This is a genomic window from Kitasatospora sp. NPDC001539 (assembly GCF_040298565.1).
GTDB lineage: Bacteria > Actinomycetota > Actinomycetes > Streptomycetales > Streptomycetaceae > Kitasatospora.
In genome coordinates, this window is record NZ_JBEPAK010000060.1 from 1 (window position 1) to 23898 (window position 23898).

The 23898-nt window shown below is 72.8% G+C and carries 20 protein-coding genes and 1 tRNA gene; 12 read left to right on the top strand and 9 right to left on the bottom strand.

Features of this window, described 5'->3' with window-relative positions; all coding sequences use genetic code 11:
- Positions 1-194 precede the first annotated feature (194 nt).
- The 5 genes from ABT247_RS12570 (at position 195) to ABT247_RS12590 (ending at position 5695) form a co-directional block, all read left to right on the top strand.
- Complete coding sequence (locus ABT247_RS12570) at positions 195-1550, top strand: vWA domain-containing protein (protein WP_350741814.1); 1356 nt, start codon at positions 195-197, stop codon at positions 1548-1550.
- Positions 1551-1626: 76 nt separating this feature from the next.
- Positions 1627-2928 (top strand): FHA domain-containing protein, encoded by a 1302-nt coding sequence (locus tag ABT247_RS12575; protein WP_350741816.1) that lies wholly within the window; start codon positions 1627-1629, stop codon positions 2926-2928.
- A gap of 157 nt (positions 2929-3085) precedes the next feature.
- On the top strand, positions 3086-4003 hold the full coding sequence (locus ABT247_RS12580) for an ABC transporter ATP-binding protein (RefSeq protein WP_350741818.1): 918 nt from the start codon (positions 3086-3088) through the stop codon (positions 4001-4003).
- On the top strand, positions 4000-5145 hold the full coding sequence (locus tag ABT247_RS12585; RefSeq protein ID WP_350741820.1) for an ABC transporter permease: 1146 nt from the start codon (positions 4000-4002) through the stop codon (positions 5143-5145). Before ABT247_RS12580 ends, ABT247_RS12585 begins: the two co-directional genes overlap by 4 nt.
- A 145-nt stretch (positions 5146-5290) precedes the next feature.
- Complete coding sequence (locus ABT247_RS12590) at positions 5291-5695, top strand: globin (RefSeq protein WP_350741822.1); 405 nt, start codon at positions 5291-5293, stop codon at positions 5693-5695.
- Positions 5696-5752: 57 nt separating this feature from the next.
- Here the strand turns inward: ABT247_RS12590 and ABT247_RS12595 are convergent, their stop codons facing one another.
- The 5 genes from ABT247_RS12595 to ABT247_RS12615 all read right to left on the bottom strand — a co-directional run bounded on the left by ABT247_RS12595 (position 5753) and on the right by ABT247_RS12615 (position 11449).
- A complete protein-coding gene (locus ABT247_RS12595) occupies positions 5753-6472 on the bottom strand; it encodes a DUF8185 domain-containing protein (RefSeq protein ID WP_350741824.1) in 720 nt (239 codons plus the stop codon).
- A 130-nt stretch (positions 6473-6602) separates the two neighbouring features.
- Positions 6603-7046: an acyl-CoA thioesterase gene (locus tag ABT247_RS12600; RefSeq protein ID WP_350741826.1), complete on the bottom strand. Its 444-nt coding sequence runs from the start codon at positions 7044-7046 to the stop codon at positions 6603-6605.
- Between the two features lie 109 nt (positions 7047-7155).
- Positions 7156-8820 (bottom strand): energy-dependent translational throttle protein EttA, encoded by a 1665-nt coding sequence (ettA, locus tag ABT247_RS12605; protein WP_350741828.1) that lies wholly within the window; start codon positions 8818-8820, stop codon positions 7156-7158.
- 244 nt (positions 8821-9064) lie between these two features.
- Positions 9065-10501, bottom strand: a complete 1437-nt coding sequence (locus tag ABT247_RS12610) for a Cys-Gln thioester bond-forming surface protein (RefSeq protein ID WP_350741830.1) — start codon at positions 10499-10501, stop codon at positions 9065-9067.
- Between the two features lie 354 nt (positions 10502-10855).
- A complete protein-coding gene (locus ABT247_RS12615) occupies positions 10856-11449 on the bottom strand; it encodes a single-stranded DNA-binding protein (RefSeq protein ID WP_350741832.1) in 594 nt (197 codons plus the stop codon).
- A 634-nt stretch (positions 11450-12083) separates the two neighbouring features.
- Between ABT247_RS12615 and ABT247_RS12620 the strand changes: the two genes are divergently transcribed.
- Positions 12084-12159 (top strand) — tRNA-Arg (locus ABT247_RS12620).
- A gap of 191 nt (positions 12160-12350) precedes the next feature.
- On the opposite strand, the gene ABT247_RS12625 is transcribed toward ABT247_RS12620, so the two are convergent.
- Positions 12351-12959, bottom strand: coding sequence for a TetR/AcrR family transcriptional regulator (locus ABT247_RS12625; protein WP_350741834.1), 609 nt, complete (start codon positions 12957-12959; stop codon positions 12351-12353).
- Positions 12960-13034: 75 nt separating this feature from the next.
- Here ABT247_RS12625 and ABT247_RS12630 point away from each other — a divergent pair, with 75 nt between their 5' ends.
- Complete coding sequence (locus tag ABT247_RS12630; RefSeq protein WP_350741836.1) at positions 13035-13586, top strand: GNAT family N-acetyltransferase; 552 nt, start codon at positions 13035-13037, stop codon at positions 13584-13586.
- 205 nt (positions 13587-13791) lie between these two features.
- Here ABT247_RS12630 and ABT247_RS12635 read toward each other — a convergent pair whose 3' ends face one another.
- The gene (locus ABT247_RS12635) at positions 13792-15333 is read right to left on the bottom strand and encodes an MFS transporter (protein ID WP_502892439.1); all 1542 of its coding nucleotides are present in this window, start codon (positions 15331-15333) and stop codon (positions 13792-13794) included.
- A gap of 169 nt (positions 15334-15502) precedes the next feature.
- On the opposite strand from ABT247_RS12635, the gene ABT247_RS12640 reads away from it, so the two are divergent.
- The 3 genes from ABT247_RS12640 to ABT247_RS12650 all read left to right on the top strand — a co-directional run bounded on the left by ABT247_RS12640 (position 15503) and on the right by ABT247_RS12650 (position 17867).
- Positions 15503-16192 carry a TetR family transcriptional regulator gene (locus tag ABT247_RS12640; protein WP_350741838.1) on the top strand — a complete coding sequence of 230 codons (690 nt, stop codon included), beginning with the start codon at positions 15503-15505 and terminating at the stop codon, positions 16190-16192.
- Between the two features lie 35 nt (positions 16193-16227).
- Positions 16228-17037, top strand: coding sequence for an enoyl-CoA hydratase/isomerase family protein (locus tag ABT247_RS12645; protein ID WP_350741840.1), 810 nt, complete (start codon positions 16228-16230; stop codon positions 17035-17037).
- A gap of 227 nt (positions 17038-17264) precedes the next feature.
- Positions 17265-17867 carry a hypothetical protein gene (locus tag ABT247_RS12650; RefSeq protein WP_350741842.1) on the top strand — a complete coding sequence of 201 codons (603 nt, stop codon included), beginning with the start codon at positions 17265-17267 and terminating at the stop codon, positions 17865-17867.
- Positions 17868-18011: 144 nt separating this feature from the next.
- On the opposite strand, the gene ABT247_RS12655 is transcribed toward ABT247_RS12650, so the two are convergent.
- Entirely contained in the window at positions 18012-19238 is a 1227-nt protein-coding gene (locus tag ABT247_RS12655; RefSeq protein WP_350741844.1) for an acyl-CoA dehydrogenase family protein, read from the bottom strand.
- 126 nt (positions 19239-19364) lie between these two features.
- Between ABT247_RS12655 and ABT247_RS12660 the strand changes: the two genes are divergently transcribed.
- Together ABT247_RS12660 and ABT247_RS12665 are read left to right on the top strand one after the other, a co-directional pair.
- Positions 19365-20006, top strand: coding sequence for a TetR/AcrR family transcriptional regulator (locus ABT247_RS12660; RefSeq protein ID WP_350741846.1), 642 nt, complete (start codon positions 19365-19367; stop codon positions 20004-20006).
- A gap of 143 nt (positions 20007-20149) precedes the next feature.
- The gene (locus tag ABT247_RS12665; protein WP_350741848.1) at positions 20150-21682 is read left to right on the top strand and encodes a cellulase family glycosylhydrolase; all 1533 of its coding nucleotides are present in this window, start codon (positions 20150-20152) and stop codon (positions 21680-21682) included.
- A gap of 3 nt (positions 21683-21685) precedes the next feature.
- Here the strand turns inward: ABT247_RS12665 and ABT247_RS12670 are convergent, their stop codons facing one another.
- Entirely contained in the window at positions 21686-23710 is a 2025-nt protein-coding gene (locus tag ABT247_RS12670; RefSeq protein ID WP_350741850.1) for a M3 family metallopeptidase, read from the bottom strand.
- Between the last annotated feature and the right edge of the window lie 188 nt (positions 23711-23898).

Genomic DNA, 23898 nt, shown 5'->3' on the forward strand with positions numbered 1-23898 from the left:
TGGAGGGGATGCGGCTGGTGGCCTCCCGGCGACGGGTCGGGATCACCGTGCAGCCGAAGTCGCTCTGGGACGTCTTCGACCCGATGGTGATCCGGCCAGCCGCCACCGGATCACCATCGCGCCGGCCCCCGGCCGCCGGACCGCCCCACCGACCCGCTCGCATCCACCCCTCACCGACGGGAGCCGACCGCCCCATGGCAACACTGGCCAAACCGAACCTGCCCAGGTTCGACGTCGAGATCTTCCAGAACGAGTACCTGGCCGACGGTGCCCGCGAGGTCAACGCCATCGTCACCGTCACCGCCACCGGCGGCGGCACCTCCGGCGGCCGCCCGCTCGGCCTCGCCGACGCGGCCGGCCACGGCGCCGACGCCACCGCGGCCGTGGTGATCCTGGTCGACTGCTCGGGTTCGATGGACTACCCCAAGACCAAGATCAACGGCGCCCGGGAGGCCACCGCCGCCGCCGTCGACGCCCTGCGCGACGGCACCGCCTTCGCCGTGGTGGCCGGCACCCACGAGGCCCGCGACATCTACCCCGGCGACGGCACCCTGGCCACCGCCTCGCCGAGCACCCGCGACCAGGCCAAGCAGGCGCTGCGCCGCCTCACCGCGGCCGGCGGCACCGCGATGGGCACCTGGCTGGCCAAGGCCGACCAGCTCTTCCTCACCCGCCGCGACATCGCCATCCGGCACGCCGTCCTGCTCACCGACGGCAACAACGAGCACGAGTCCGCCGAGGACCTGGCACGCAACATCGAACGGGTCACCGGCCACTTCACCGCCGACTGCCGGGGCGTCGGCACCGACTGGCGGATCGACGAGCTGCGCACGATCTCCTCGGCGCTGCTCGGCACCGTCGACATCGTCGCCGAACCCTCCGGGCTGGCCGAGGACTTCCGCTCGATGATGGCCGGCGCGATGGGCAAGCAGGTCGCCGACGTCGCGCTGCGGATCTGGACCCCGGCCAACGCCACCGTGAAGTTCGTCAAGCAGGTCGCCCCCTCGGTCGAGGACCTGACCGGCCGCCGCTCCGAGGCCGGCCCCCGGGCCGGCGACTACCCGACCGGGTCGTGGGGCGACGAGAGCCGCGACTACCACGTCTGCGTGGAGGTCCCGGCCGCCGGGGTCGGCAACGAGATGCTCGCCGCCCGGGTCAGCCTGGTGCTGCCCCCGCAGGTCGGCGGCGGCACCCCCGAGGTGCTGTCCCAGGGGCTGGTCAAGGCGGTCTGGACCGACGACCTGGCCTCCTCGACCCGGATCAGCCCGCAGGTCGCCCACTACACCGGGCAGGCCGAGCTCGCCTCCTCCATCCAGGAGGGCCTGGAGGCCCACCGCGCGGGGGACGTCGACACCGCCACCGCCAAGCTCGGCGCCGCCGTCCGGATCGCGCACGCGACCGGGAACGAGGGCACCTACAAGCTGCTGCAGAAGGTGGTGGACGTGGTCGACCCGAAGGAGGGTACGGTTCGGTTCCGTAAGAACGTGAGCGAGGCCGACTCGATGACCCTTGAGACCCGGTCGACCAAGACGGTACGTGTGAAGAAGTGACCGCTGAAGACGTGATCGGGCCGGCCGCCCGGCGCGACGCCGCGCCAGCAAGCCGGCCCGGAACGAGGGGGACCTGATGCCGATCTGCCCGAGGGGCCACGAGTCGCAGGCCGAGGACTGGTGCGACTTCTGCGGCTTCCCGATGACTCCGCCGGCCCCGCAGCCCGGAGCCCACGGGGGCTACCCGGGTGCGCCCGGCGCCGACCCCGCGCCCGGTGCACCCGCCGGGCACCCGCAGCACGGCGGTGCCTCCTTCGGCGCTCCGCCGCCTCCGCCGCCCCCGCCCGGCGGTGCCTCCTTCGGCGCTCCGCCCGCGCCGCCGGGGGCCGTCCCGCCGCCCCCGCCCGGGGCCTACCCGCCGCCGGGGGCCTACCCGCCGCCCTCGGCCGTCCCCCCGCCCGGCGCCTACCCGCCGCCCGGGTCGGTGCCGCCGCCCGGTGCCTACCCGCCGCCGGGGCAGCAGGGCCTCACCGAGGGCCTGACCGTCTGCCCGATCTGCCGCAGCCCGCAGACCGGACGGTTCTGCGAGGAGTGCGGTTACGACTACGAGCTGTCCACCCCCTCGCGCCGGCAGGCCCCGGCCGCCGGCGTGCCCTCGCCCGGCCCGGCCCAGCCTCCGCCGCTGAACATCCCGGCGGCCTACGGCGGCACCGCCCAGCCTCCGCAGGCCCCGGCCGCCCCGCAGCCGCAGCAGCCGCAGTCCCAGCCGCAGCAGCCCGGGAACGCCCCGCAGCCGGAGTACCCGCACACCTACGGCTACCCGCCCGCCCTGCCCGCCGACGGGCCGGAGGGGTCCGCGGCGGAGGGCGCCTTCCCCGAGGCCCCGGCCCGCGAGGACTCCGGACCGGTGTACGCCCGGCCCGCCGGACCGGGCCCGAACAACCGCGGCGGCGACTTCGGCACCTCCTTCCACCTCGCCCCGCCGGTGCAGCAGCCCGAGCCGGAGCCCGTCGCGGAGGAGCCGGTCCGGGCCAACTGGATCGCGGTCGTCTCGGCGGACCGCGACTACTTCACCGAGATGATGGCCCGCAGCGGCCCGGAGGCGGCGGGCCTGTTCTTCCCGCCGTACTGCCCCGAGCGCCGCATCCCGCTGACCGGCCGCGGCCAGCTGCGGATCGGCCGGCGCAGCCAGCACCGGGGCACCGTCCCGGAGATCGACCTGTCGGTGCCGCCGGAGGACCCGGGCGCCTCGCACCAGCACGCGCTGCTCGCCGAACAGGCGGACGGCAGCTGGGTCCTGGTGGACCAGGACTCCACCAACGGCACCACCGTGAACGGCGGCGGCGAGCCGATCGCCCCGCACACCGCGGTACCGCTGAACGACGGCGACCGGATCCACATCGGCGCCTGGACGACGATCACCGTGCACCGCGCCTGAAGCGCAGTTGAGCGCACGTCAGCCGCAACTGCGGCCGGGCCGGGCGGAATTCGAGATTTCGCCCGGCCCGGCCCATTTCCGCGGCTACCTCAGGAAATCCGCAAATCCACGTCCCGGGTGTGCACAGGACGCGTCGAAACCCCTATTCTCAGGGCACATGACTGCAGCTATATCCGCTGACGGCATCCGTCAGCGGTACGGGGATGTGCAGGCCGTCGACGGGGTGTCCCTCACCGTCGAGGCCGGCGAGTTCTACGGGATCCTGGGCCCCAACGGCGCCGGGAAGACCACCACCATGGAGATCCTGGAAGGGGTCCGCGAACCCGACGAGGGCCGGGTCCAACTGCTGGGGATGGCTCCCTGGCCGCGGAATCCGAAACTGCTGCCGCGCATCGGCGTGCAGTTCCAGGCGTCCGCCTTCTTCCGGAAACTGACGGCCCGGGAGACCATCCGCACCTTCGCGTCGTTCTACGGGGTCGGCCCCAAGCGGGCCGATGCGATGCTGGAGCGGGTCGGCCTCGCCGACAAGTCCGAGACGCTGACCGACCAGATGTCCGGCGGCCAGGCCCAGCGCCTGTCGATCGCCTGCGCCCTGGCGCACGACCCGGAGCTCGTCTTCCTGGACGAGCCCACCACCGGCCTCGACCCGCAGGCCCGCCGCAACCTCTGGGACCTCCTGCGGGACATCAACCGCGAGGGCCGCACCGTCGTCCTGACCACCCACTACCTGGACGAGGCCGAGGTGCTCTGCGACCGGGTCTCGATCATGGACCACGGCCGGATCCTGCACACCGGCGCCCCGGCGGCGCTGATCCGCGAGATCGACGACACCGTCCGGATCAGCGTGGCCTCCGGCCAGCTGCCGGTCGAGCGGGCCCGCGAACTGCTGGCCGCGGCCGGCGCCGAGATCGCCGCCCTGGAGGACGACACCGTCTCGCTCTCCGTCTCGACCCGGCTCCCGGCCCCGGTGCTCAGCGCGCTGGCCGAGCAGAACGCGCTGCGCGGCCTCGAGGTGCGCGGCGCCACCCTGGAGGACGTCTTCCTCCAGCTGACCGGACGGGAGTTCCGCGCATGACCGCCCCCACCTCCACCGAGCCGACGGCCCCCGTCCGGCGCGGCGGCCCGGCCGGCCCCGACGGCGGGCCGGAGCGGGTCAGCGCCTTCTGGAGCCTGTCCCGCGCCATGCTCCTCGGCATGAAGCGCGACCGCACCGCGACGTTCTTCATCCTGCTCTTCCCGCTGGTCTTCCTGGTCTTCTTCGGCAGCGTGACCAAGGGCTCCAGCACCCCGCACGCCAAGGTCGCCCAGGTCGGCGCGGTGGCGCTGTTCGACTCCATCCAGGGCGACGAACGGGCCGGGCTGGACAAGGTCCTCACGATCACCAGGACCGACGACGAGGCCGCCACGCTGGAGAAGGTCCGCAAGGGCGACTTCGACGCGCTGATCAAGCAGGGCCCGGACGGCAAGGTCGAGCTGCGCTACACCGCCGCCGACCAGGTCCGGGCCGGCGCGCTCCAGGGCATCATCAACTCGGTGGTGCAGGAGGCCAACCAGCGGGCCACCCACCAGCCGCCGGCCTACGTCGTGGACGCCCAGCAGGTCGAGGACAAGGCGCTCAAGCCGATCCAGTTCCTCACCCCCGGCCTGCTCGGCTGGGCCGTCGCCACCGGCGCCGTCTTCGGTGCCGCGCTGACCCTGGTCAACTGGCGCAAGTCCAAGGTGCTGCGCCGGCTGCGGCTGGCCCCGATCAGCGCCGGCACGGTCGTCAGCTCCCGCATCCTGGTCTCGCTGCTGACCGCCTTCCTCCAGACCGCCGTCTTCCTGGTCGTCGCCACGAGCTTCTTCGGGCTCAAGCTCACCGGCGACTGGTGGCTGGTCCTGCCGCTGGTGGCCTGTGCGACGCTCGCCTTCATGTCGATCGGCCTGCTGGCCGGCTCCGTCGCCAAGACGGAGGAGGCGGCCAACGGCATCTCGCAGGTCATCGTGCTGCCGATGTCCTTCCTGTCCGGCTCGTTCTTCCCGATGGACGGCGCTCCGGGCTGGCTCCAGACCGTCTCCAAGGTCATGCCGCTGCACTACCTGGTCGACACCGCGCAGTCGGTGCTCACCCGCGGCGGCGGCGTCATGGACGCCCTGCCCACCATGGGCGGCCTGCTGCTCTTCGCGGCCGTGCTGACCGGTGTCGCCTGGAGGCTGTTCAAGTGGGAGGACGCCTGAGTGCGGCGGGCGTGAGCGGCCCGCGCTGACCGCTCCGCCCCACTCCGCCCCACTCCGCCGCTTCCCCGCGGCCCGCGCGGCCCGACGGGGTCGTACGCCGATGGTCCCGGTGTACGGCCCCGTCGGCGTCTGCGACCATGGTCGGGTGACAGAGATCCGGCGAGGCACGTTCAGCGAGGAGACCTTCTTCGACCAGGTCGGCGGCGAGCCGACCTTCCGGCGTCTGGCCCGGCGCTTCTACGAGGGCATCGCCGAGGACCCGTTGCTGCGGCCGATGTACCCCGAGGAGGACCTCGGGCCGGCCGAGGAGCGGATGGCGCTGTTCCTGATGCAGTACTGGGGCGGCCCGCGCACCTACAGCGACCACCGCGGCCACCCGCGGCTGCGGATGCGGCACGCGCCGTTCAAGGTCGACAAGGCGGCGCACGACGCCTGGCTGACGCACATGCGGGCCGCCGTGCACAGCCTGGAACTGCCCGCCGAGCACGAGCGGCAACTGCTCGACTACCTGACGTACGCCGCCGCCTCGATGATCAACACCCCGGGCTGAACCGCCGCACGCTCCGGCGCGCCGCGCCCGCCGCACCCGTCGGGCCCGACGGCGCGATCACCGGACCGGGCTGAGCCCCAGCCCCGCGCCCGGCGCGGCCGCGGTCCGCACCACCACCGAACCCGCCGGGGCGCTCAACCGCAGCCAACCACCCGCCCGGTGCACCGTGAGCGGGGCGCCGGGCTTCAGGAAGCCGATCACGTACGCGGCGTGCACCGCGCGCAGCGGCAACTCGGGCAGCGCGGCGACCGGGCGCGACCAGATCTCGTCCGCCAGCCGGTCCAGCACGTCACGGGTGCGGTGGTGGGCCGGAACGGCCTCGCTGCGCTCGCGGAACTCCCGCACCCCCGCCATCAGTTCGGGGTACACCTCGGCCACCGGCGGGGCGCCGACCGGCCGCCAGCCGGCCCGCGGCGGCAGCAGCCCGGCCCAGGCCGGGCCGGTCACCGGCGCGGGCAGCGCCACCGCACCCGCCTCCGCGTCCACGCCCTCCAGCAGCTGCCCGGCCGAGACCGTCAGGTCGACCGGCTCCCCCGGGCCGCTCAGCCGGGCGGTGCGGATCGCCAACGCGCCCGAGCCGCCCAGCGGCAACCGTCCGAAGACCGCCAGCACACCGTCGTCCCCGGCGTCCCCGGCGTCCCCACCGTCCCCGCCGGGCGCCACGGCCCGCAGCCGCACGGCCGCCGCCTTGTCGAAGCGCAGCAGGCGCAGCAGGAAGGCGGAGAGGTCGGCGGCCTCACCGGTGTCGGTCAGGGCGAGGCGGGCGGTGACGGTCAACGTGGCTCAGCTCGAATCGTCGTGGGGTTCGATCATCGTGCGGTCCGGTCGAAGGATCCGGTCGGGGCAGGTGTCCGGTCGGCGCAGGCGTCCGGTCGCGGCGGGCGTCCGGTCGCGGCGGTCCGGACTTTCAGACTGCCGCGACGGCCGGGGCCTCGTCCATGAAGCGGGAGAGGAACTCCCGCTCGACCGGCGAGATCCGGCGCGGCCGGCCCTCCGCCAGGTCGTAGGGGACGACCACGGTGGAGGCGCGGACGTACACCGTCTCGCTGCCGTCCTCGTGGACGTCCTTGATGTCGTAGGAGACCGTCAGCGAGGCGCTGCCGATGTGCGTCACCCGCGTCTCGACGATGACCGGCTCGGGCCGGTGCACCAGCGGGCGCTTGTAGTCGATCTCGTGGCGGGCCACCACCGAGCCGCCCGCGAACTCCCCGGCGCCGGCCTCGGCGGCCTGGGTGAACATGAAGTCGATCCGGGCCTCCTCCAGGTAGCGCAGGAAGACCACGTTGTTGACGTGCCCGAAGGCGTCCATGTCGGACCAGCGCAGCGGGCAGGCGTAGATGTGGCGAGCCACGGGTGTTCTCCTCGGTGTCCGGTGGCCCGTCGTCACGGACCGGCGACGGGCCGCGGCCCGGCAGGCCGCCCCGGAGGGCAGTCTGCCGGGCCGTCGTGACAGTCGGATGTCAGCCTCGGGTCAGCTTCTTGTACGTGGCCCGGTGCGGACGGGCCGCGTCGGCGCCCAGCCGCTCGATCTTGTTCTTCTCGTACGACTCGAAGTTGCCCTCGAACCAGAACCACTTGCTGTCGCCCTCGTAGGCGAGGATGTGGGTGGCCACTCGGTCCAGGAACCAGCGGTCGTGGGAGATGACCACGGCGCAGCCGGGGAACTCCAGCAGGGCGTTCTCCAGCGAGGAGAGGGTCTCCACGTCCAGGTCGTTGGTGGGCTCGTCGAGGAGCAGCAGGTTGCCGCCCTGCTTGAGGGTGAGCGCCAGGTTCAGGCGGTTGCGCTCACCGCCGGAGAGCACGCCGGCCGGCTTCTGCTGGTCCGGGCCCTTGAAGCCGAAGGCCGACACGTAGGCACGGGACGGCATCTCGACCTGGCCGACGTTGATCCAGTCCAGACCGTCGGAGACGACCTCCCAGAGGGTCTTCTTCGGGTCGATGTTGGAGCGGGTCTGGTCGACGTAGCTGATCTTGACGGTCTCGCCGACCTTGACCGTGCCGCTGTCCGGGGTCTCCAGGTCCTGGAGCATCTTGAACAGGGTGGTCTTGCCGGCGCCGTTCGGGCCGATGATGCCCACGATGCCGTTGCGCGGCAGCGTGAAGCTCAGGTCGTCGATCAGGACCTTCTCGCCGAAGGCCTTGTTGAGGTTCTGCACCTCGATGACGACGTTGCCCAGGCGCGGGCCCGGCGGGATCTGGATCTCCTCGAAGTCCAGCTTCCGCATCTTGTCGGCCTCGGCCGCCATCTCCTCGTAGCGGGCCAGACGGGCCTTGGACTTCGCCTGGCGGCCCTTGGCGTTGGAGCGGACCCACTCCAGCTCTTCCTTGAGGCGCTTGGCGCGCTTGGCGTCCTTCTGGCCCTCGACCTTGAGGCGCGACTGCTTGGTCTCCAGGTAGGTGGAGTAGTTGCCCTCGTACGGGTAGGCGCGGCCGCGGTCGAGCTCCAGGATCCACTCGGCGACGTTGTCCAGGAAGTACCGGTCGTGGGTGACGGCCACGACGGTGCCCTTGTACTTCTCCAGGTGCTGCTCCAGCCAGTTCACCGACTCGGCGTCCAGGTGGTTGGTGGGCTCGTCGAGCAGCAGCAGGTCGGGGGCCTCGAGCAGCAGCTTGCAGAGCGCGACGCGGCGCTTCTCACCACCGGAGAGCTTGGTGACCGGCCAGTCACCGGGCGGGCAGCCCAGGGCGTCCATGGCCTGCTCCAGCTGGGCGTCCAGGTCCCAGGCCTCGGCGTGGTCCAGCTCCTCCTGGAGCTTGCCCATCTCCTCGAGCAGCGCGTCCGAGTAGTCGGTCGCCATCAGCTCGGCGATCTCGTTGAAGCGGTCGAGCTTCCCCTTGATCTCCTTGACGCCGTCCTCGACGTTCTCCAGGACCGTCTTGGACTCGTCGAGCGGCGGCTCCTGGAGGAGCATGCCGACGGTGAAGCCGGGCGAGAGGAAGGCGTCGCCGTTGGAGGGCTGCTCCAGGCCGGCCATCATCTTCAGCACGGTCGACTTACCGGCGCCGTTGGGGCCCACGACGCCGATCTTCGCTCCCGGGAGGAAGCTGAGCGTCACGTCGTCAAGGATGACCTTGTCTCCGTGAGCCTTGCGCACCTTGCGCATCGTGTAGATGTATTCCGCCACGTGAGATCGCTCCGGCGTCGTCGGGAGTAATTCGGCTTGCAGCCTTCCATTGTGCCGCACCCGACCGGAACCCCCGAACCGCCCGGGGCGGCTCCCTCCGGGGTGGACGAACGCGAAGGCCCGGCCCCCCGCATCGACTGCGGGGAACCGGGCCGGTTCCGCTGCTCAGGACCTCAGGGAGTGGACTCCCCCGGCCCGTTCGGGCCGTTCGGGCCGTTCGGGCCGTTGAGGCCGGTCAGGCCGGTCAGGCGGTGGTGCGACCGTGGCGGCCGCGACGGCGCAGGACGAAGACGGCGGCGCCACCGGCCACGACCAGGCCACCGGCGACGGCGGCGATGATCGGGGTCGAGTCACTGGCACCGGTCTGGGCCAGGCCACCGGTGCCCGGGGCGGCGCTGGTGGTCGCCGGGGCCGGCTGACCGGCGCCGGTGCTCGGGGTGCCCGAGGGGGTGCCCGACGGGGCGGCGGTCGGCGTGCCGGTCGCGCCCGGGGTGGTCGGGGCGCCGGTCGGGGTCACACCGGTCTTGCAGTCGAGGACGCCCGTGAACTTCTTGGAGTAGCCGTTCGGACCGGCCACGGTGATGGCGTACTCGGTCTTCTCGGCGACCTTGACGAGCACGCTCTCGGTCTTGCCCGGCTGGACGGTCAGCTGCTGGGAGCCGACCGTGACGGCGCCGGCCTCGTCACCGCTGTTGGTCACGGAGACGCGCACGCCGTTGTTGGCGCACTCGACCTTGGCGGAGGAGTCGATGATCGCGCCCTTGCCCTGCTTCCAGGTGGCGTTGGCCGCGGCCGCGACGCTGACCTTGGTGGAGCCGGCCAGGATCATGGTCTGGCTGTGACGGCCCCGGTTGTCCACGTCGCTCATGAACACCCGGCCGCTGAGCACGTTGGCGTCGGCGCTGGCGTTGACGGCGGCCTTGCCGTCCGGGGTCCCGGCCGGGACGTCCAGGAACAGCTGGGTGTCCTTGGCGATCGGACCGGCCAGGGTGCCGTTGACCGGCTTGCCGTCCTTGTCCACCAGCTTGGCCTTGTCGGCGGCGTCACCGGAGACGGTCAGCTTGACCTCGTTGGCGCTGGAGTTCAGCGTGAACGGGCCGAGCTTGCTGCCGGACTTGCCGGACACGGAGTCCGGGGCCAGCGTCAGCGAGGGCTTGGGCTCGGCCGCGACGCCCTTGTTGACGTCGCTGACCAGGTAGTCGCGCAGCTTCTTGGCGTTGTCGTGCTGCGGGACGGCGTTCTTGTTGTCCGAGAACTTCCAGATCGCGGCCTGGGTCCCGGCGGCGGCGTCCTCGTCGCTCAGGCTGTCGACGTGGATGGCCGCGGCCAGGGACTTCAGGTTCGCCTGCGGGTACGAGTTCTCCAGGATCCAGCGGATCTTGGGGGCGTTGGCGTTGCTGTTGAGGGAGCTCGACGCCCAGTCCGACTCGTGGTACTTGGCGTTGCTGTCCAAGTAGACCGGGTTGTCGAAGTCGATGCAGTAGGTCTGGAGCTTCTCGCCCGCGGCCGTCTTCAGGGTGAAGAGACCGCCCTCGACGGTGCCCTTGCCCTGGACGTCGATCTTCTCGCCGAGCATGGTGTTCTGGACCACGGCGGTCACGCCCGATGCCGGGGTGTCGGCCGCCGCGGCCGCACCGGCTGCGAAGAGGCCTCCGCCCAGCGCAACGCTGGTCGTGAGCATGACAGTGGTTATACGGGACAGACTCCGCCCCTGCCTCTGGAACATCTGGGATCCCTCCGAGCAGGCCACGCCGAGTGGGCAGCCCGCGACTTGCCGTGCCCGCGCGTGCCGCCGGTGTGGGGCCGCTGCGGGTGTGAACCAGACGAATCCTATTGAGCCCCAGGGGCCCCGAAACCTCCATGCGAAATCAGGACGATTCCGTATCTGGATCGTTATCAACCCTCTCAGGTTCCACACAAGCTGACGATGTGCCAGAATCCATCCGCCACTTTCCGTTATCCGGAGTGGATTGCGACGTCGGGACAATCGGCTTCTCGATCAACGTATTTGTCGACAGAGAAGGTCACCGACCGGTCAGTGCGGCGCCGCCCGGACTTCACCGGTCCGCTCCCTCTCGGACACGTCACCCCCCTCCTCCGTCACCGACCGCACACCCGACGGCGCCTCAGCTGACCGAGGGTCCGCCGGCGCCGCCGAGGCCCTGCGCGCCTCCAGCGCGCTGACGATCCACCCCGGCACCGGCGCGTCCGCCGCCCGCGCCGCCTCCGCCGCGCCGGGCCCCGGGCCGCCGGGCGGCTGCCCGCGGACCCCGGAGGCTCGACGAAAGGCCGAGGTGCCGCGGGTGAGATCGTGCCCGACCGACCGGGCGTCGATCTCGGCCCGACTCCGCTTCACCTCGCCGTCCGTCCACTCGCGCACCCGCAGCCGACCCGTCACCAGCACCGGGTCCCCCTTGGCCAGGGAGCCGATCAGGTTCACCGCCAGCGCCCGCCAGGCCGTCACCCTCAGCCACTGCGTCTCGCCGTCCACCCAGCACGCCCGCTCGCGGTCGTAGCGCCGCTCCGTGCAGCCGAGCCCGAAGTTCGCCATCGGCACCCCGTTGGCGGTTTCCCCGTAGCTCACCTCCGTCGCCACATTGCCGAGCACCGTCACATGAGTCTCGTTCACAGCACACTCTCCGCTCTCGCCGATGCACCGTACGGAATCGAGCGGTGCGAGTTGAGAGTGCATCCGGAAGGAAATCCAGGGCCACCGACTTCGAAATCCTGTGGATAACTCGGCACAACAAAATGCTGCCGTCACCCGCAGGGGTGAATTTCGGCCTACCCGCAGCTCTCGGCCGGCCATCTCTTCGAGTCCATGACAACAAACCCCCAGACCGCCGCCCCCTCCGGCGGACGGCGGAACGCGGGTCGGCCGCCGTCCGTGCACGTCATCCGACCGGAGCAAGCCGAATACGGCCCCCCACCCGCACCCGCGGCGGGACATTCTCCGTGTCGAATCCATAACGGGTGGGGAGCCAGCCCCGTAACGACTGCACAACGTCCGGCACGGAACAGTCGCATACCGCTGCACTCACGGCCTTCACCTGCGATTATCGGACCGCTCCACCGAACCGACACACCAACGACGGTGTCGTCACAGCCGGCCGAGGAACTGGACACCCTTATCCTGTCCCCGACAGGGCGAGGGCTTACCAACCCCCACCCCCACCCTCTGGTACCGGTCGGACAGCGTGCGCCCCGGCGCTCGCCGCCCGATCCCGGCCGCGGTCACGCCCACCCCGGGCGCCGTCCGTCCCGCCCCCATAGCTCAGCGGATAGAGCACCCGCCTTCTAAGCGGTAGGTCGCAGGTTCGAATCCTGCTGGGGGCGCCACCTGCAATTCCGCAGGCCGTCGCGCCACCGGATACTTACCATGGTCACTCCGGACCTCGCAGTGATAACGACTCCGCGCACACGGTCCGTGACGATCCGTGCCGGACCCGCCACGAGGACACCGGAATTCCGGGCGAATCCCCACCGCCCCGGAAAACCGACCGGGGAAACCGGCCGCCGGCCTCCCCGGTTCAGCCCGCCAATCCCGCCAGATAGGCGTCGAGCAGGGCGATCTGCCGCTCGGCCGGGAACTCCTCCGGGGCGAACAGCGCCTGCACCACCAGCCCCAGCGCGAAGGCCTGCGCCCCCGCCGCGATCCCGGCGGGGTCCGCCCCGGCCGGGAGCTCACCGAGCCGCTGGGCGTCCGCCACGATCGCCGTGAGCGCCACCCGCGAGCGGGCGTACCGGCCCGCGTGCGCGGCCGCCAGCTCCGGGTCCGCCAGGGCGACGTCCCACGAGCCAACCCAGATCCGGTTGCCCGCCACGGCCCCCTCGTCCAGCGGGAGCACGTCGAGCAGTGCGGCCCGCAGCCGGGCCAGTCCGACCGGCGGAGGAGTCCCGTCGACGGGAGCGGTGCGCCGCGGCCGGGCCGCCGAGCGGCGGTCGAGCTCCTCCAGCGCATGGCTCAGCAGCGCCCGCTTGTTCGGGAAGTAGTGCGTCAACAGCCCGGTGGAAGCGCCCAGTTCGGCCGCCACCGCGCGCAGCGTCAACCCCTCGAAGCCCTTGCTGGAGAGCACCCGCCACACCCCCTCGGAGACTTCCGAGCGGCGGGCGTCATGGTCTCCACGGGCTGGCGTCATGGCGGCTATCCTACATACCAAACGTTTGTTATGAATGACTGCCGACCGCCCGCACCCACCCGTGAAAGGCCGCCCGTGTTTTCCGTACCGCTCACCGAGAACGCCGAACTGCGCCCGCTGGAGCCCTGGCAGGCCCCCGAGTTCCTGGCCCACATCGACCGCGCCCGGAGCCACACCGACCCGTGGATCCCGTGGGCCACCTTCTCCACCGACCTGGACTCGGCCCGCGCCACCCTCCAGCGCTACGCCGACGGCCAGGCGGTCGACGAGCGCCGGATCTACGGCATCTGGCGGGACGGCACGCTGGTCGGCGGGGTGATGTTCGTGAACTTCAGCGTCAAGACCGGCAACTGCGAGATCGGCGCCTGGACCGAGCCGGCCGGCGAGGGCGGCGGGCTGATCAGCGCCGCCGTGCGGCAACTGCTCGACTACGCCTTCGTCACCCGCGGCCTGCACCGCGCGGAGTGGTGGTGCTCGGCCGCCAACACCCGCAGCCGGGCGGTGGCCGAGCGCCTCGGCATGCGGCGGGACGGCGTACTGCGCGAGTGGTACCTGCACAACGGGGTCCGCCACGACAAGGAGATCTGGGCGATCCTGGCCCAGGAGTGGGCCGCCACGAAGGCCTGATGCGGAACCGGACCCCGCGCGGTCGGCCGTTGCCCGGAGCGCACCGCGCGTCCGGACCCGGGAACGCGGGAAGCGCGAACGCGAGAAGGGCGAACGCGAAGGGCAACGCGGAAGGCGCGAACGCGACAACGCGGCGACGCGAGAAGCGGGGCCGGGTGGACACCCCCGTGGTCCACCCGGCCCCGGCTCCCCGCCCGGCCCCCACTCAGGCCGCCAGCACCGGCTTCCCGGCCGTTTCCGCAGCCCCCGCGGCCCCCGCGGCCTCCGCCGACCGGAGCCGCAGCGCCAGCAGCAGCACCAGCGCCATCACCCCGCCCGCCGACAGGAAGACCACGTCCACCGCGTCGGTGAAGCTGCGCACCGCGTGCTCCCGGGCGGCACCGGTCAGCATCCGCACCGCGCCGAGCGATCGTCCGGGCTCGCCATCCTCGAAGACCCGGGCCAGCACCGTGCCGAAGAGCGCCGCGCCCAGCGCTCCGCCGAGGGTCTGGAAGAACCGGATGCCGGTGGTCGCCACGCCGAGCTGGTGGTGCGGAGCGGTGTCCTGCACCAGCGTGACCAGCTGCCCGATCAGCTGGCCGAAACCGGCGCCGAGCAGGGCGAGTTCGGCGCCCACCGCCCACAGCGGGGTGTCCGGCCCGCTAAACCCGAGCAGCGCCAGGGCCAGCGTCCCGCAGATGGCGCCGGCCGCCAGGAAGGTCCGCGGCGCGTGGCCGCGGGCGAGCAGTCGGGTGACCAGCAGGCCGATTCCGGTCATCCCGGCCGCCATCGGCATCAGGTACAGGCTGGCCGTGGTCGGGGCGATCCCCCGGGCGATCTGCAGGTAGATCATCACGTACACGATCGAGCCGGTCATCCCCATTCCGACCAGACCCTGGACGGCGAAACCGATCCGCACGACCGGGATCCGGAACAGCGACAGCGGCAGCACCGGTTCGGCGGCGGTGGCCTGGCGCCACAGGAACAGGCCGAGCGCGGCCAGGGCGGCGGCGGCCAGGCCGGTGATCTGCGGGGAGGTCCAGGCGTAGTCCTTGCCTCCCCACTCGGTGACCAGCAGGAGCCCGGTGGCGAAGGCGGCAGCCAGCGCGGCGCCGAGGAAGTCCAGGCCGCGTCGGCGGACGGTCCGCGGCAGCTCGATCACCAGGGCGACGCCGACCACCACGAGCAGGCCGAGCGGCAGGTTGACGTAGAAGATCCACCGCCAGCCGAGGTGGTCGGTGAACAGCGCCCCGACCAGTGGTCCGACGGCCATGCCGAGGCCCGCGACGATGCCGCCCATGGCACCGCCCCTGCCGCCGCCTCGTTCCTCCGGCTTCTGGAGGTGGGCCATGACCACCATGGTGACGCTCATCAGCCCGCCGCCGCCGACGCCCTGGACGGCCCGGAAGGCGATCAGCTCGCCCATCGACTGCGCCGCCCCGCACAGCGCCGAGCCGAGCAGGAAGGTGCCGAGCGCGCCCAGCAGCACCCGCTTGGCCCCATGGACGTCGCAGAGCTTGCCGTAGAGCGGGAGCAGCGCGGTGGCAGCCAGGGCGAACGCGCTGACCAGCCAGGGGAGTCGGTCGACGCCGTGAACGGGGTCGAGGTCCCGGACGATCGGCACCGTGGCCGCCGAGACGATGTTCGAGTCGAGCACGGCCAGCACGATCGTGACCAGGCAGAGCAGCATGCCCAGCCGGCGTCGAGCGTCCTTCGTCGGGCCGGCGCCGAGGCCGGGACTTGAGGCGTGCGGAGCGGCGGATGCCATCGGTGAGTCCCCCCGATTCGGTGGAGTTCGGCCCGGACCGGCGGGCTCCGGCGGGCTCGCCACCACCATGGCAGCAATCTTGGACCGGGTCAATTCTTCATCCTGACCAATCTTTCTGCCGAGCACATGCTTCGTCTCGGTCAAGGTTTGTCCCTGGTACAGTCAGCCCATGGCGATCCACTCCGGCCTGGACCTCGGCCCCCACCGCGACCTCGGCGCGCTTCCGCTGCGCGAGCGCAAGAAGATCCAGACCGGGCTCCGGATCTTCCGCACGGCCATCGGGCTGTTCGCCGAACGCGGCTTCGACCAGGTGTCGGTGGCCGAGATCGCGGCCGCGGCCGAGGTGTCCAAGATGACCGTCTTCAACTACTTCCCCACCAAGGAAGACCTGGTCATGGGCCCGATGGAGCAGCACCTCGACGAGCCGGTGCGGGTGGTGCGCGACCGCGCCCCGGGCACCTCGGCGGTCGCGGCGCTGCGCGAGCACTTCCTCGTCGCGCTGGCGAGGCACGATCCGGCCACCGGCCTGAACGACGACCAGGTGGTGCTGGACGTGATCAGGCTGATCCACGCGACCCCCGCGCTCGCGATGCGGGCCGGCGCCGCCTTCGACCAGCGCGCCCAGTCCCTGCTCGCCGCCGAACTTCTCACCCAGGACCCGGCCCACGACGAGCTGACCGCCCGGGTCGCTGCCGCCCAACTGCTGGCCGTCCGACTCACCCTGATCGGCGGCAACCACGAGCGGATGCTGGCCGGCGATAGCGCCGCCGACGCCCTGCCCGCCGCGCTCGACAGGGCCCGCCGTGCCTTCGCCCTGGTCGAACAGGGCCTCGGCGACTACTGCACCCGCCCCGCCTGAGAGAGTGGGCGCACCACGACCGACCGGAGGTGCGCATGGACCAGCCACTGCTCACGCGGGACCGCTCCACCCTGCCCGCCCAGGCCGACGGCCTGAACGCCTACGTCGGCGAGGACGGTGTCGCGGTGCTGGAGATCGCGCGCCCGCACCGTCGCAACGCGGTGACCCTGGCCGTCTGGCGGGCGCTGCCCGAGGCCCTGGCGCGGATCGCCGAGCAGGAGGGCGTGCGCGCCCTGCTGCTGACCGGCGCCGGGAACACCTTCAGCGCCGGCGCGGACATCACCGAACTGGCCGAGGTCTACGCCGATCCCCGGCGCGCGGACGCCTACCACGCGATCAACGTGGCCGCCGAGGAGGCGCTCGCGGCCTTCCCCCACCCGACGATCGCGGTGGTGCACGGCGCCTGTGTGGGGGGCGGCTGCCAGCTGGCCGTCGCCTGCGACCTGCGCTTCGTCGCCGAGAACGCCCGGTTGGGGATCACCCCGGCCAAGCTCGGCGTGGTCTACCCGGCGGTGCCGACGGTGCGGCTGGCCCGGCTGGTCGGCCCGGCCCGGGCCAAGTACCTTCTGTTCTCCGGCGAGTTGGTGTCCGGCCGGGACGCACTGCCGCTCGGCCTCGCGGAGAAGGTCCTGCCGGTCTCCGAACTGGACGCCGCCGCCCTGGAGTTCGCCAGGCTGCTGACCACCCGCTCGACCCAGACCATCGGCGCGGTCAAGGCCGCGCTCGCCGTCCCGCCGGAGCTGGCGGCCGAGGCTCTGGAGCCGTGGGAGCGGCGCTCCCGGGAGGCCTCGGACGTGCACGAGGGCCTGGCCGCCTTCCTGGAGGGCCGCCCGCCCCGCTTCTGACCCCGCCCCGCTTCTGACCCCGCCCCGCTGCTGGCCCCGCTGCGTTACTGTCCCCGTCCCGCTGCTGGCCCCGCTGCGTCACTGGACCCCGTCCCGCCACCGCCCCGACCGCACTGTCGGCCCCCGCCGAGCCGGCCGGGCGGTGGCACCGGCGACTCGCGTACGATCATCCGACCGACGCCGAGCCGCCGACCGCCGCCCCCTTCCGCACCGGAGCACCCACCCCGATGACCGCCGAGGCCACGACCGCCCCCGCCAGCCGGACGACCTGGGCCCGGCGGGTCACCGACGGCGTCGAGCCGAAGAACGTGATCATCGTGGTCTGCCTGCTGATCGGCGGCCTGCGCTACGGCCTGACCGGTCTCGGCTGGGGTGCCTTCGCGGCGCTGTTCGCGGCCGTCATCCCCACCCTGTTCATCCAGCGCGGCATCCGCAAGGGCACCCTGGAGGACCGCCACGTCGGACACCGCCGGCGCCGGCTGACCGTCATCCCGTTCATCATGGGCTCGGTGCTGACCAGCTTCGCGGTGATGATCGGGCTGGACGCCCCCGCCGACCTGACCGCCATGGTGGCGGCGATGTTCGCCTCGCTGGTCCCGATCCTGGTGATCACCGTCTGGTGGAAGGTCTCCGTGCACACCGCCGTGGCCTCCGGCGCGGTGGTCTGCCTCGGCATCGCGCTCGGCCCGCTGTGGCTGCTGCTCTACCCGCTGGTCGCGGTGATCGGCTGGTCCCGGGTGGTCCTGCGGGACCACACCACCGCGCAGACGGTCGTCGGCGCGGTGGTGGGCGCGGTCACCGCCGGGCTCACCTTCTGGCTGGCCCGGTAACCGCTCGGGCGGGGCACCGGCGCAGCCCGGTAGCCGCTCGGGCGGGGCGCCGGCGCAGCGCGGTAGCCGGCCGGGCGGGGCACCGCCGGCGCAGCCCGGTAGGCCGGGCCGCCGGTCCGTGGAGCCCGCCCCACCCGGCGCCGGTCAGCGGATCGGTATCCCGGAGATCGCCCGGGCGATGACCAGCCGCTGGATCTCGCTGGTCCCCTCGAAGATCGAGTAGATCGCGCTGTCCCGGTGCATCCGCTCCACCGGGTACTCCCGGGTGAAGCCGTTGCCGCCCAGGATCTGCATCGCCTGCGCGGTGACGTACTTGGCCGTCTCGCCCGCGTACAGCTTGGACATCGAGCCCTCGGCCGCCGTGAACGGCTGGTTGTTGGCCGCCATCCAGGACGCCCGCCACACCAGCAGCCGGGCCGCGTCGATCCGGGTCTTCATGTCGGCGAGCTGGAAGGCCACGCCCTGGTTGTCGATGATCGGACGGCCGAACTGCTCCCGGGTCTTCGCGTAGTCCAGCGCCACCTCGTACGCGGCCCGGGCGATGCCGATCGCCTGCGCGCCGACGGCCGGCCGGGAGGCCTCGAAGGTGGCCATCGCCGCGTTGCCCTTGCCGCCGGAGCGCTTGGCTCCCTCGCGGGCCCGGGCCAGCCGCTCGTCCAGCTTCTCCTTGCCGCCGAGCAGGCAGCTGCCGGGCACCCGGACGCCGTCGAGCACCACCTCGGCGGTGTGCGAGGCGCGGATGCCGTGCTTCTTGAACTTCTGGCCCTGGCTCAGCCCGGGGGTGCCCGGCGGGACGACGAAGGAGGCGTGCCCGCGCGTGCCGAGCTCCGGGTCGACGCTCGCGACCACGACGTGCACGGCGGCGATCCCGCCGTTGGTGGCCCAGGTCTTGGTGCCGTTCAGCACCCACTCGTCCTTGGCCTGGTCGTAGACGGCCCGGGTGCGCAGCGCGCCCACGTCGGAGCCGGCGTCCGGCTCGGAGGAGCAGAACGCGGCCACCTTGACGTCGTCCGGGGTGCCGAACATCTGCGGCGTCCAGGTGCCGATCTGCTCGTCGGTGCCGTTGGCCAGCACCGCGACGGCGGCGAGCGTCGTGCCGACGATGGACAACCCGATGCCCGCGTCCCCCCAGAAGAGCTCCTCCATGGCGATCGGGATGCCGACGCCGGAGGGGTCGAAGTACTGCTGGGCGTAGAAGTCCAGCGAGTAGATGCCCAGTTTGGCGGCCTCCTGGATGATCGGCCAGGGGGTCTCCTCGCGCTCGTCCCACTCGGCGGCGGCCGGGCGCATCACGTCGGCGGCGAAGCCGTGCAGCCAGTCGCGTACGGCGAGCTGGTCCGCGCCCGGGTCCAGCGAGAACGTGCTGCTCATGGTGCATTCCTCCGAAGAAGGGGTACGGCCGACCGGGGTGTTACCTCGGGTAACACCGTCGGAGTCTGCTACTGATTGGTAACCGGTGTCAACGGCCGACACCCCCCAGCATCCGAGGAGCAGCGCATGTCCCGAGAGCCCCGCCGCGAGCAGCTGCTCAACGCCGCCGACCGGGTCATCCAACGCGAGGGGCCGGGCGCCAGCATGAACGCCATCGCCGCCGAGGCCGGCATCACCAAGCCGATCCTCTACCGGCACTTCGGCGACCGGAACGGCCTGATCGGAGCCCTCACCGAGCGGCACACCAGCGGCCTGCTGGCCGCGATCCGGGCCGCCCTGGCCGAACCGCTGGAGCGCCGCGACCGGGTCGAGCACGTCCTGGACACCTACCTCGCCGGGATCGAGGCCCGCCCGCAGGTCTACCGGCTGCTCACCCACCCGGAACCGGGCGACCCGAGCGGCGCCGGCAACGCGCTCGCCCCCGCCCTGCGGCAGATCGCCGAGGAGATCACCCGGGCCGTCCAGAGCCAGGTCGACCTCGGCGCCGACCGCGACCTCCTCGCCGAGGCCTGGGGCCGCGGCATCACCGGCATGGTGCTGGCCGCCGGGGACTGGTGGCTGGAGACGAAGCCCTGCACGCGCACCCGCATGGTGCAGGCCCTTGCCGACCTGCTCTGGGGCCGACTGGCCGCCGCCGCGGACCTGCCCACCGCCGTCCTGCCCAGCCCCGTCCCGCCCGGCGGCCCGACCGAGCCCGCCACGGACTGAGCCGCCCCGGACCGCCCCGCCGTGAACCGCCCCGCCGTGGACCCACCCCTGCGATCCGAACTTCCCCTCGGCGCAGGGCCCTTGTGCCGCGCACCGCGTCACGGGCATCATCGGGCCCCCACCCCCCGCCGTGCGAGGTCCCGATGCGCCTGCGCCGCACCGCCGTTGCCCTGCTGCTCGCCCTCACCGCCGTCCTGACCGCCGGGGCCGCCGCCACCGCGCCCCCGGCCGCCGCCCACGGCGCGCCCCGGGACCGCTTCCCCACCGGCACGGCCACCGCCCCGGACGGCCGCACCGCGCTCATCGACGCCCAGGGCCGCCACCTCCGGCTGCGCGGCTTCAACCTCGACAAGTACGGCGAGGCGACCGGGGCCGACCTCGACTCCGTCGCCGCCCAGGGCTTCACGCTCGTCCGACTGCCGGTCTCCTGGACCAGGCTGGAGCCCGAGCGCGGCCGCCTCGCCCCCGCCGAACTCCACCGCCTCCAGCAACTCCTCACCCGGGCCGACCAGCTGGGCCTGCTCGTCCTGGTCGACTTCCACCAGGACGTCTACGGGCCGAAGTTCGGCGGCGGCACCAACGGCATCCCGCTCTGGGCCACCCGCGACGACGGCCTGCCCTTCACCCCCGACCCGCACGACTGGTTCGCCGGCTACTTCCAGCCCGCCGTCCAGGCCGCCTTCCGCCACCTCTACGACGACCCCGACCTGCGCGCCTGGCAGGCCGACTTCTACACCCGGCTGGCGCGCGAACTGCGCGGTCACCGTTCCCTGCTGGGCTACGACCTGTTCAACGAACCGTTCGGCCCGGTGGACGGCGACCCGAGCGATCCGGCCGTCCTGGCCGCCGCCTCCGCCGCCCTGGAACAGGGCCGGCTCGCCGAGATGTACCGCCGGCTGATCACCGCGGTGCGCCGGGTCGACGCCCGCGCCTGGCTGTTCGTCGAACCGACCGTCCTGGTCGGCCAGGGCGTGCCGACCAGGCTGCCCGGCTTCACCGACCCCCGGCCGGGTGCGCCCCGGCTCGGCTACGCCCCGCACTTCTACGACACCGCGGTGGAGAACGGCGCCGACTGGGACCCCGCCGACGGCTTCGTCGAGCAGTACACCGCCGCGATCACCGGCTACCCCGCCGCGAACCGCCTGCCGGTCCTGGTCGGCGAGTGGGGCCCGCCGGACGCGCGCACCCCGGGCAACACCCTCCTGGTCCGCCGGCAGGTCGCCGCGATGGACGGCTTCGCCGAGGGCTGGACCATGTGGTACTGGTGCCGCGGCACCGGCGGCTACTGCGCGCTCGATCCGGCCGGACGCCCCGCCCCCGGCGACGGGCCCGCCTTCGGCCCGTACCCGGTGGCCGTCGCCGGCACCGACGTCCGCACCGACGTCCGCACCGGCACCGCCACCGATCCCGCCGCTCCCGGAGCCTCCGCCACCGGAACCACTGCCACCGGAACCGCCGCCACCACCGTCCGCTGGTACGCCGACGGCACCGGACACAGCACCGAACTCGTGCTGCCGGCCGCCGCGTTCCCGCACGGAGCCCGGGTCGCCGTCTCCCCCGCCGATGCCCGCACCGAGGTCGGGCAGCCCGCGGACGGACGAGCGGGAACGGTCCGGATCCGTCTCCCGCACGCCCGCCCGGGCACCCCGGTGACGGTCGTGCTCACCCCCCGGTGACGATCAGGCCAGCCCCCGGCGGGCCAGCAGCGGCCCGGTCTCCGGCGCCCGGCCGACCACCGCGCGGAAGGACTCCAGCGGGTCGCGGCTGAACCCGCGCGCCAGCAGCTCCCGCCGGAACAGCTCACCGCTGTCCCGCACCGGCTTCCCGTTGGTCTCGAACCACTGCACGGTGTCCGCGTCCAGCACCTCCGACCAGATGTACGCGTAGTACCCGGCGCTGTAGCCGCTGGAGAAGATGTGCTGGAAGTAGGGCGTGCGGTAGCGCGGCGGGATCGCCGGGACGACGATCCCCGCCTCCGCCAGCGCCCGCGCCTCGAACTCCTCGGCGTCCGCGACCTCGGCGCCCTCCGGCAGGGTGTGCCACGCCCAGTCCAGCAGCGTGGCGGCCAGGTACTCCACCGTCCGGAAGCCCTGCCCGAAGCCCTCGGCGGCCCTCATCCGCTCGACCAGCCCGGCCGGCAGCGGCTCCCCGGTCTCGTGGTGGCGGGCGTAGTTGGCCAGCACCTCCGGCCGGACCATCCACATCTCGTTGACCTGGGAGGGGAACTCCACGAAGTCCCGCGGCACCGCCGTGCCGGCGAACAGCGGGTAGGTGACGTCCGAGAACAGCCCGTGCAGCGCGTGCCCGAACTCGTGGAAGAGCGTGCGCACCTCGTCCCAGCCGAGCAGGGCCGGCTCACCGGGCGCCGGGCGCGGGATGTTGAGGTTGTTCAGGACCACCGGCCGCCGTCCGGTCAGTCCGCACTGGCCGACCAGCTCGTCCATCCACGCGCCGCCGCGCTTGGACGCCCGGGCGTGGAAGTCGCCGATGAACAGGCCCAGGGAGGCGCCGTCCTCCTCGAACACCTCGAAGACCCGGGCGTCGGGGTGGTGCGCCGTCAGCTCCGGCCGCTCGGTGAAGGTCAGCCCGTACGCGAGCCCCGCGGCGAAGAACACGCCGTCCTTCAGCACCCGCTCCAGCTCGAAGTACGGGCGCAGCGCCGCCGCGTCCACCTGGTAGGAGGTCTGCCGGACTTTCTCCGAGTAGTACGCCCAGTCGTGCGCGGCGATCTCGTCGATGCCGTCCGCGGCCGCCACCTTGGCCAGCTCGGCGGCCTCCCGGCGGGCGTTGGCCACGGCCGGCTCGACCAGCCGGGCCAGCAGGCCGGAGACCGCCTCCACCGTCCGGGCCGTCTCGTCCGCCACCACGTACGCGGCGTGGCTCGGGTACCCCAGCAGCGCGGCCCGCTCGGCGCGCAGCGCGGCCATCCGGATCGCCAGCGGGCCGTTGGCCTCGCCGCCGCGGGCGAGCGAGGCGGCGAGCAGCCGCTCGCGCACGGACCGGTCGCTGAGCTGGGCCAGTTCGGGCTGGCCGGAGGTGCTCTTGAGGCTGAGCACGTACTTGCCCTCGTGGCCGAGCACCCGGGCGTTCTCCGCGGCGGCGGCGATCGCTCCCGAGGAGAGGCCGGCCAGTTCCTCGGCGGAGTCCACCACGAGCGCGGCGGCGCGGGTGGCCGCGTTCACGTTCTGCTGGAACGTGGTGCCCAACGCGGCCAGTTCGGCGTTCAGTTCGCGCAGCCGCTCCTGCTCGGCCCCGCCGAGCCGGGCGCCGGAGCGGACGAAGGCGGTGTACCGGCGCTCCAGCAGGCGCAGCGACTCCGGGTCCAGACCGAGGTCCGCCCGGGCCTCGTACAGCGCCTCGATCCGGGCGAACAGCCGCTGGTCCAGGTGGATCGCGTCGTGGTGGGCGGCGAGCAGCGGGCTCACCTTCGCCTCCACCTCGTCCAGCAGGTCGGTGGTGTCGGAGGAGGACTGGTTGCGGAACACCGCGTCCACCCGGCGCAGCAGTTCGCCGGAGCGCTCCAGCGCCACCAGGGTGTTCTCGAAGGTCGGCGCCTCGCGGGAGTCGGTGATCGCCGCGATCTCGGCCAGCTGCTCGGCCATCCCGCGCTCGTAGGCGGGCAGGTAGTGCTCCTGCCGGATCTCGGCGTAGGGCGGCAGTTGGTACACCAGGGGGCTGGGCGTGAAGAACGGGTTCTCGGTCATTTCGCCGACCATACGCGGTGTCACCGGGCCTGCCCATACGCCCCCGGGGCGCGGTTGTGCCCGGTTGTCGGACCCACCCGATAACGTCGACGCCGTGGGTCCGCCACCCGCACGTCCGTGCCCCCATCCGCACGTCCGACCGCCCGCCCGACTGCCTGACCGCCCACCCGCCGCCTGCCCGACTGCCC